Consider the following 1,801-nt stretch of genomic DNA (forward strand, 5'->3'; position numbering starts at 1 on the left):
GCCATCGAGTTGGCCGTGCGGGAGGCCCGTGCCGCTGACTGGTCCTGGGACCAGATCTCGGCCGCGTTGGGCGGGAAGCCGAACGGGGAGACGCTTCGACGCAACTTCAGCGCCGGCGAATAGCGGCAGGCCGCAATCGGCCCTAGCGCCCGGCCAACAAGTCGATTGCGAATTTGCCTGTGGGACTGAGTGATCCACAACATGAAGGCGATTTACCACGACGACGTTTGCGGTGTCCGAGGGGGGACTTGGCCATCTGCGACACGAGTTCAGGTCCTTGAGTTGAGTCGAGGATCAGCTTGCTTGCGGCTGGTGATGTTGCGGCTGCGCCGGCAAAGTCGGGGGTCTCGGCCGCGTCAGGTGCCCTCGGCGTCCGTTCCAGGGAGACGAGCACACCTAGGCTCGGTGGTCGTTGCTCCTGTTGCCCTGTGCTGTTTCGCAAAGTACCATGTTTCTCATGACGCGAAACGCGCCAATTCGAGAAACGGATGTGCGGAACGCAGCGGTCGAGACGCTGCGCTCGCGACTGCCGCAGTCCTGGCGTGTTGAGATCGCCATCGAACCGGACCGCGTCTTCGACTTCCGGATGACGTTGACCACCGACGAGGGCGCGGCCGTTAACTTCCTGGCCGAAGTGAAGTTGTCGACGAATCGCCGCCCGGTGCAGGACATCATAAGGCAGCTGCGCACCATGGCCGCCGCCTTCGGCGACGCTCCTCTGCTGTACGTCAGCGAGTACGTCAGCCCGCCGCTCCGGCGTGAACTGGACGAGGCCAACATCAGCTACCTGGACACGACCGGCTGGGTCAGCCTGACGGCCTCTGATCCGCCGGTGCTGATCCGCTTAGAGGGTGCACCCAAACCGCCGCGGCCCCGAGAGTCGACGTCCACCGTCCGCCTCACAGGCCCCGCCACAGCGCGCACTATCCGCACCCTCCTTGACCGACAACCACCGTGGGGGATCCGCGAACTTGCGGATCTGTCGTCGAGCAGCGCCGCAGCGGTCTCCAAACTGATGCCAACGCTGGTCGATGCCGGAGCGATCGAGCGATCCGAGGACGGCACTATAACCCGCGTACGGAAACGCACCCTCCTCGATCGCTGGGTTACCGACTACAGCTTCACCAACGGCAATGGTGTTGTCCTGGACTACATCGCGCCACGCGGTGTCGCACGCACCCTCGACCGAATCCGGGGGCGCGATGACATAACCGCCACCGGCTCAGCTGCCGCCCGCGAGTACCTTTCCACGGACATCACCTCAGTCGTTCCTCTGACTGTCCTCACTCTCTACGCCGACGACATCGCCAGTGCCGCCAGCAGTTTCGGGCTGATTCGTAGCGACCGTGCCACCAGTAACGTCATGATCACGACCCCGCGAGATCGCACATTGCTTACCAGTGCGGACATCACCGCGACGGGATTGCGGGTCGCACCTATCTCCCAGGTGCTCGCGGACCTGCTGACCCTTCCCAAAGGCCGCCTCGCCCAAGAGGCCGAGCAGCTTATCGACATATTGGCAAGGAGCGACGATGCCTGGAGAGAATGAGTTCGTTTACGCACCAGAGTATGTCGCGGCGCGAGCCGTACTGCTTGACGCCCTTGACGCGCTCGATGGACACCTGCCGACGATCATCGTCGTTGGCGCCCAAGCTGTGTATCTACACACAGGTGCTGGCGACTTTGTTGAACCACCGATGACCACCGACGGGGACCTGGCCCTCAATGCGGAGTCGCTGAAAACTAGCCCTGAGATCACTGCTGCCATGGCAGCTGCGGGCTTCAAGCAGGGCGCAAACCC

At 63.2% G+C, this 1,801-nt stretch carries 1 protein-coding gene and 1 pseudogene; both read left to right on the plus strand.

Translation table 11 applies throughout. The features are described 5' to 3' along the window. Positions 1 to 457 precede the first annotated feature (457 nt). Complete coding sequence (locus WAN71_RS10910) at positions 458 to 1,549, plus strand: hypothetical protein (protein WP_422225339.1); 1,092 nt, start codon at positions 458 to 460, stop codon at positions 1,547 to 1,549. Further along, positions 1,533 to 1,801: pseudogene (locus tag WAN71_RS10915) on the plus strand (hypothetical protein); the annotation flags it as partial. The gene WAN71_RS10910 and the pseudogene WAN71_RS10915, both read left to right, overlap by 17 nt.

The organism is Mycobacterium sp. (genome assembly GCF_049280035.1).
GTDB lineage: Bacteria > Actinomycetota > Actinomycetes > Mycobacteriales > Mycobacteriaceae > Mycobacterium.

What these genes read in the sequence shown, in the direction of transcription:
- WAN71_RS10910 (WP_422225339.1), top strand. Translation starts at nt 458, where the DNA reads ATGACGCGAAACGCGCCAATTCGAGAAACGGATGTGCGGAACGCAGCG.